Genomic DNA, 6,294 nt, shown 5'->3' with positions numbered 1-6,294 from the left:
TCTTAATTTTACTAAAAGTTGGGAGTTGATTATCTATTGGAATAGTTTCTTCATTATCAATCGCACTATGATCAGTTCTGTTGTCAAACAAGGCTCCTGTTGTAGCTCCTACCACCATTCCCGTGTCTATTGCCTCTATATTGGATGCTGCAGTATTCAGATCGGGAGTAGTCATATCAGTCGGCATTTCCATCTCATCAGTTAGAGAGCCATACTCTTCAAAATCACCAAATTCATCATCTTCTAGAAAACCATTTGGTTTTCTACCTTCTATATTTCCTTCTTCATCTATCTCAAAAGCTTCACTAAATGATGCTTCATCGAATTCATCGATCTCAAAACTCTCCAGTTTTTCTGTTGCTCCTGTCCCTACATCTTCTATATTATTCCATTGATTATATAATCCGTCTTCTAATTCATCTATTCCATTACTTAATTCATCAATATCTTCTGTTGCCTCCCATGCGAAGCTATTATTATTTCCCGTCAACATAGTAGCTCCATCTAAACCTGAAAAATTATGGTTATGGTTTTTATCTTCCGTTTCTGGAGTACTTCGTACATGAGAATTACTACTTTCTATGTTATTTGTTTGTTCACTAATCATCCCTTCTGAACTATCTAAAATTTCATCTATTACGTTCTCAAAATCATCATTAAGTTCATCTAGGTCTAAGTCTTCTATTGGATGGTCTTTTTCCAAATTTGAATTAACTGTATGATTTTTTATATCTTCATACTCTGTTTTGTCATTTTCTGCTATTTCTTCTTCTTTAAATAATTCTTCTTGTTGCTTTTTCCATATTTCATCTAAATCTTCATTCAAACTAAAATCTGATATTTTTTCAGACATATTTTCCAGGCTATTGCTACCATTTAAAACAGCATCATCTAGCAATTTTTCTGTATAGTTATTATTATTTATTGGTAACTGATATTCTGATTCTTGGTCATCTTCACCAAAAGGTTCTTCATATTTTGTGAAATCAGATATCTCTTCTAAATCTTCATATTCTTGATTGCTAGGATTACCATTTGTACTAAAAGGGTTATTTTCTCCATCTACTTCATCTTCATCTGTCAGTTCTAAATCATCTATCCCTTCTAAATCTAATTTTTCCAATCGATTAAAATCAAAATTTTCTGTTATTAATTCATCGTTATTTTCTTCTTGAAATATTTCTTGATCCGTAATTTTTTCCAAATCTTTTGTATCTAGTTCTAGGCTATTTTCATCCAAAAATAATTCCTTGTCTGCTATAGATTCTTGAGAATTATAAATCTCTTCTTCCATAGCCACTCCATCCAACTCATCATCAAAATTAATATCTTCTAGAAATTCTTCTGATTCACTAGCTGCAGGATTATTTGTAATAAATTGTTCACTATCACTTATACCTTGTTGAGCATAATTAATCAAATCTGGGTCGTCAGTTAGGTCCAATACCAAATGATATTGTTCTGTTGCCACATCATATTGATGGAGTCCATAACAATATATATGACCACAAAGAAGACGAGCACTAGGGTCTTCTGGATAATCCTGAATTAAGTTATAAACTAAAGCCGCTGCTTCTTCATAATTACCCTGACTGTAGGCATCTTCTACTTTTTGATAATCTTGTAAAAAGTCTGTGCTGGATGATGTCATGCTGTCCCTCTCTCAATATAATTTTATTATTTTTTAGTTTTTTAATTTTATTGTTTACGGAACTGGGAATCAGCCTCAGTCAGAAATGTGAATATATAAATAACTCAATCAAACAATTATGTTGACTTACCAATTTTGACTTTTATTTAGGCTGCCCATCGAGCCGAACGAATAATTGCTTCTTGATCCAGTAATCTGAGAACCTGTTCTCCCTTTTCATCAAAAACCCACTCTCCTTTTAAGAAGGGAGCCATACCATCTGCAATATTTGTGGACATTTTTAGCTTCTTTTCATCAAGCCACTCCATTTCCACGATTCGTTCAACTGCTAATCCTAATATAGTGTCTTGGTCTTCTACTGCAATTACGGGAATCTCAGATTTATCTGAATTAATTGGGACTTGATCTCCAAGGAATTGACCTAGATCGGCTACCCAAATTACTCGTCCCCTTAAATTTATCGTACCTAAAAGTAAAGGAGAAACATTTGGAATTGCTGTAATACCTTCTGGAGATTGAGAAATTACCTCTCTAATATCCATTGCTGGTAAAGCAAACTCATTGCCTGAAGGTAGATAAAACCGCAAATGAAGTTCACCTTCAGGATTTTCTAGTTCTTGAATCCCTGTACCTTGGCCTGGTAAAAAGTCTTGATTTCCTACCATAGTCTTGAACAATTTCCTATCTTCTTAACAATTGTTTAACTGTTCCCACCAGTTCTGTGGGCTGGAATGGTTTAGCAATGTAAGCATCTGCACCTTGTTTTAGGCCCCAGTAACGGTCAAACTCTTCTCCCTTAGAAGAACACATAACTACCGGAATATTCTTGGTTTTAGGATCGGATTTTATCCTCCTACAAACTTCATAGCCATTCATTCTTGGCATCACAATATCTAGTACCACGATATCTGGTTTAGTATTCTTAAGTCGTCCCAAAGCTTCTACTCCATCATTAGCTACAGTAACTGCTAATCCACTATTTTTGAGAAGTTGGGAAATCATTTCTCTTTGGGTAACGCTATCTTCTACAACTAGAACTTTACTCATTTTTTTCTACCTGATAGCTTGTGTTTGGATTTATTGATAATTAAAAAATATATATTTAGGGCTTGCTGATTAAATCTAAAAGTCTTTAGATATAAAGGTTTTAGCCTTTTTAAGCATCAAAAAGTGCGAGGTTTTAGGTGGTAATGGCTCAATTAGGAGTGGATTTTGGTCAAGAGTTGGGCAGAACAATCTTGGGACAATTCTTACTCCTACCTCCTCGCTCATTCCCATTCCTCCTGTCTTCCCCTCCCCTCCTGGGAGGGGCGAGGGGTGGGTTATCTCCTCTACTAAAAGACTTTTGAGCGCAAACCCTAGTTTATTAACATTTTTCTAGATTGGCTTTTTGCCCTAGCTCAATTAATTTAGATTGAGAGCCAGCAATAAATATCTATTTAGTTCAAAATTTAACTTTCTGGTAAATCTTCTTTATGATAGCAGTATTAGTCTTTATTAAGTGGTTTTATCTACTTAAAAGGTGATTTTTTTTACTATAGTAATCACCAAGATAGCTGTATATTTAGCCATGATAGTTATATATAAATTCAATATATACTTTATTGCATACTATCTATATTGTTGCTTTAATTTGACAACTGAATAGTGGACAATTCATCATTATCCTCTTGAGCTTAATATATATTTTACCGCTCAACTAAACTTACTCCAACTTACTCAAAACTCTGAAACCTTAGTTGAACGCAAGTGGTTGATCCACTACAGGGTTAAACGGCAAACCCTTTATTCCTTGGTCCAAGACATCAGGAATTACTTTTTTAATTATACTCAATGACCCATTTACATCTGCATTTAATAATTTATTTTCTCTAGTTTTATACAACACTCTTGTTACTATTTTTCCACTAAATTTCGTTTTTTTTTCTCCATATTTTGGTAAATTATTCCCATCTAAACAGCTCTATTGAGATGTATAAGATTATTCTGTAATTATTACTTTTATCCCTCTTATTTGGGCTTTATATTTTAACATTTCTATTGACTTATAATGAGGGATATTTAAAAATTGTTGATTGTTCTTTTTTCCTGATTTTATCTCTTGTTTCCCATACTTCGCCCAATGATTAAGATTCCTATTTCATGGTTTACCGAATAATTAATCATTAATCATTATTAATTAAATAATTAAGCTTACTCTGCCTCCCCTTGGCTGCGCCGCGAGCTGTCGCTCTACAAGGGGAAAATAAAGAAATAATACTTCCTTATGTTCAATTCCATAACTGTTTTAACCAGAGGTAATTATCCATTAATGAAACACCAATCTATTACTCTTTTACTTGCTGTATGGAGATAGTTTTCTACTCGACAATTTCGTTTGTGAGTTGATTTTTTTAACCGATAAGAATGATTTTTATGTAAGCATTCAGCCGTCAGCTAGCCTCCTGTCGGAGGAACTGCGTTAACAGCTATTGTTTTTAGTTTTAGATAAAAGCTTTACTAACTGAGTCAAAATTAAATCTTACTAGAAAAGTCAGGTTTAAAGTCTATATTCATTTAAACCCCCTCATGAGAACTGATAGCTGACAGCTAATAGCTGAATGCTTACACTTTTATTATGGTTGGTTTTTAATTGAGATTGTAAACAAGAGCGTTTTTTATTATAAAAGGTGTTAATGACTTTTAATGGTCTGCCTTTAATCATGCATAGGTGATATTCCTGTTTGATTTGTCATTACAGCTATTAAGTTATTTACTCCTAAATCTACTTCTGCTACTTGTTTATTTTCTGTTGTTTCCTCCTCTTGATCATAGACTATTTCTATTAGATGACAGCTACTTTTAGGGATGATTCTGGCTTCTATTATTTCTGTCTGTGAGGTGGGTATTTTTATTTCACTCATGGAGAAGTGACAAATCCCTTTTTTTTAAGGCTTTTTTATAAATTGATTCATTAGGATAGGGCAGAATATTTCGGCCTTTTATCTTATGTTTGTATTTGGGAATTTTTGGTTTCCCTAAAAATTTATTTGATTGTTTTTGCCACTCTCTTAAAGCTGCAAAATAACTACTCCAAGCTGAGTCTAATATCCTAATAATTTGCTTACTTACCTTGGTAGGTAAATTTTGATAATCGTCACTTTTTGATACCTTGCGATCGAGTTCATTAAAATTTAATTTCTTTTTGTTTTCAAAGAAATATTGGCACTGGATGGTAATTGGCTAAATTGAACAGATTTTTTGACAAAAAAGCCTTCCGGTCAATTTCTGACCACAAATAATGCGATTTAGTAATAACATGACGTTCAACTAGCTTCATACCTTAATTGTAGCTGATAACGACTCAATGGATAGAAAACTGAACAAACTTACTCATTTTAGTTTAATAGCTATAGTTATGAGTAAGTTTAATAAACTTTAGAGAAGTTTTCGCTTTCTGTATTTACCCCAGAAACTTTAGTCTGCATTCAATTCAAATATCCATGATTTTGGCCCACTTTCTAAAATTCAGATGTTAGCTAAGTGGTCTTTAAAATAATATTATATTTTCTCTTGACCGAAAAAATGGGTCTCAAGCCTCGCCCATAAGCGGGCGACTTTTTAGTTGTTTTTTTTCAATAAATATGTTATCGTGTTGTTAGTTTGAAAGTCAAGTTATGAAAGCTAGATTTAAGTACCGTATATATCCAACCCCGGGACAAAAATATCGAGAGCGCCAAGCTATTTGGCTGTGTCCGTGTGGCGAGTGAATGATAGTCTAGCTTACTCCCAACAGAAGTATAAATCAGCAGAAAAGAAACCTGACTTATCAGAACTACAAAAGCTTTTTATTACTCAAGCTAAAAAGACTGAAGAAAGAGAATGGTTGTCAGAGGTTTCTAACATACCATTGCAGCAATCATTGAATGATTTAAACCAGGCGTTGCTCTAACTTTTTTAAATCAACTCAAGGCCAGAGAAAAGGTAGACCTGTTAGACCTCCAGATTGCTTCGTTCCTCGCAACGCTCCGCGATTTAAAAGTAGAAAGTCAAAGCAAACTGCTAGGTTTAGAAAGGGTGGCTTTAAGATTGGTCAGCATAAAGTTTATTTAGCTAAGATTGGAAAGCTGAAAATAGTTTCGCCCGTGAGAGTTACCTGCTGCTCCATCATCAGTAACAGTAATTAAAGATTCAGCTCATAGATATTTCTTGAGTTTTGTAGTAGAAATACAACCAGAAATCTTACTGAGAACTGATAATTCAGTAGGTATAGATTTAGGTATCAAAACCTTTGCTACATTTAGCGATGGTACGAAGGTTGATGCTCCTAAACCATTGAAAAAACATATTAAAAGGTACCGAAAGTTAAGTAAGTCATTATCTAAGAAAACTAAAGGGTCTAAAAGGTATGAAAAAGCACGGGCTAGAGTGGCTAAGTTTCATGCCAAATTAAAAGATACGCTTGACAGATTTTCTGCATAAATTATCTACTAAAATAATTCGTGAAAACCAAACAGTTGTTTTAGAAGATTTGAATGTTTCTGGTATGGTGAAAAACCGTAAATTATCCAGAGCGATATCAGATTTAGGTTGGAGGCAATTCAGGACACTGTTAGATGGAATTGCTGAAAAATATGGTCGTGATTTCAGAGTAATTAGTCGCC

The 6,294-nt window shown here is 33.7% G+C and carries 8 protein-coding genes and 1 pseudogene; 4 read left to right on the top strand and 5 right to left on the bottom strand.

The window, feature by feature from the left end; translation table 11 throughout:
- From F6K54_RS38270 to F6K54_RS38250, 5 genes and pseudogenes are all read right to left on the bottom strand, one after another.
- Window positions 1–1,651 (bottom strand): annotated as a pseudogene (locus tag F6K54_RS38270) (hypothetical protein); the annotation flags it as partial.
- A gap of 146 nt (window positions 1,652–1,797) precedes the next feature.
- Window positions 1,798–2,316 (bottom strand): chemotaxis protein CheW, encoded by a 519-nt coding sequence (locus F6K54_RS38265; RefSeq protein ID WP_293089317.1) that lies wholly within the window; start codon window positions 2,314–2,316, stop codon window positions 1,798–1,800.
- A 16-nt stretch (window positions 2,317–2,332) separates the two neighbouring features.
- Window positions 2,333–2,698: a response regulator transcription factor gene (locus tag F6K54_RS38260; RefSeq protein ID WP_124143464.1), complete on the bottom strand. Its 366-nt coding sequence runs from the start codon at window positions 2,696–2,698 to the stop codon at window positions 2,333–2,335.
- Between the two features lie 1,649 nt (window positions 2,699–4,347).
- Window positions 4,348–4,554 carry a hypothetical protein gene (locus F6K54_RS38255; protein WP_293089315.1) on the bottom strand — a complete coding sequence of 69 codons (207 nt, stop codon included), beginning with the start codon at window positions 4,552–4,554 and terminating at the stop codon, window positions 4,348–4,350.
- 287 nt (window positions 4,555–4,841) lie between these two features.
- Window positions 4,842–4,970, bottom strand: coding sequence for a hypothetical protein (locus F6K54_RS38250; protein WP_293089313.1), 129 nt, complete (start codon window positions 4,968–4,970; stop codon window positions 4,842–4,844).
- A gap of 337 nt (window positions 4,971–5,307) precedes the next feature.
- Between F6K54_RS38250 and F6K54_RS43550 the strand changes: the two genes are divergently transcribed.
- The 4 genes from F6K54_RS43550 to F6K54_RS43535 all read left to right on the top strand — a co-directional run.
- Entirely contained in the window at window positions 5,308–5,400 is a 93-nt protein-coding gene (locus F6K54_RS43550; protein ID WP_293073970.1) for a helix-turn-helix domain-containing protein, read from the top strand.
- Complete coding sequence (locus tag F6K54_RS43545) at window positions 5,376–5,582, top strand: hypothetical protein (protein ID WP_366558364.1); 207 nt, start codon at window positions 5,376–5,378, stop codon at window positions 5,580–5,582. The genes F6K54_RS43550 and F6K54_RS43545 overlap by 25 nt, the downstream gene beginning before the upstream one ends.
- A 257-nt stretch (window positions 5,583–5,839) precedes the next feature.
- Window positions 5,840–6,112: a transposase gene (locus F6K54_RS43540; RefSeq protein ID WP_366558363.1), complete on the top strand. Its 273-nt coding sequence runs from the start codon at window positions 5,840–5,842 to the stop codon at window positions 6,110–6,112.
- Window positions 6,093–6,294, top strand: a 202-nt coding sequence (locus F6K54_RS43535; RefSeq protein WP_366558263.1) for a transposase, incomplete at its 3' end; no start/stop codon positions are given. The genes F6K54_RS43540 and F6K54_RS43535, both read left to right, overlap by 20 nt.

It is taken from the genome of Okeania sp. SIO3B5 (genome assembly GCF_010692555.1).
Classification (GTDB): Bacteria; Cyanobacteriota; Cyanobacteriia; order Cyanobacteriales; family Microcoleaceae; genus Okeania.
Note: the sequence above shows the minus strand (reverse complement) of the source record. Positions and strands in the feature narration are given on the sequence as shown.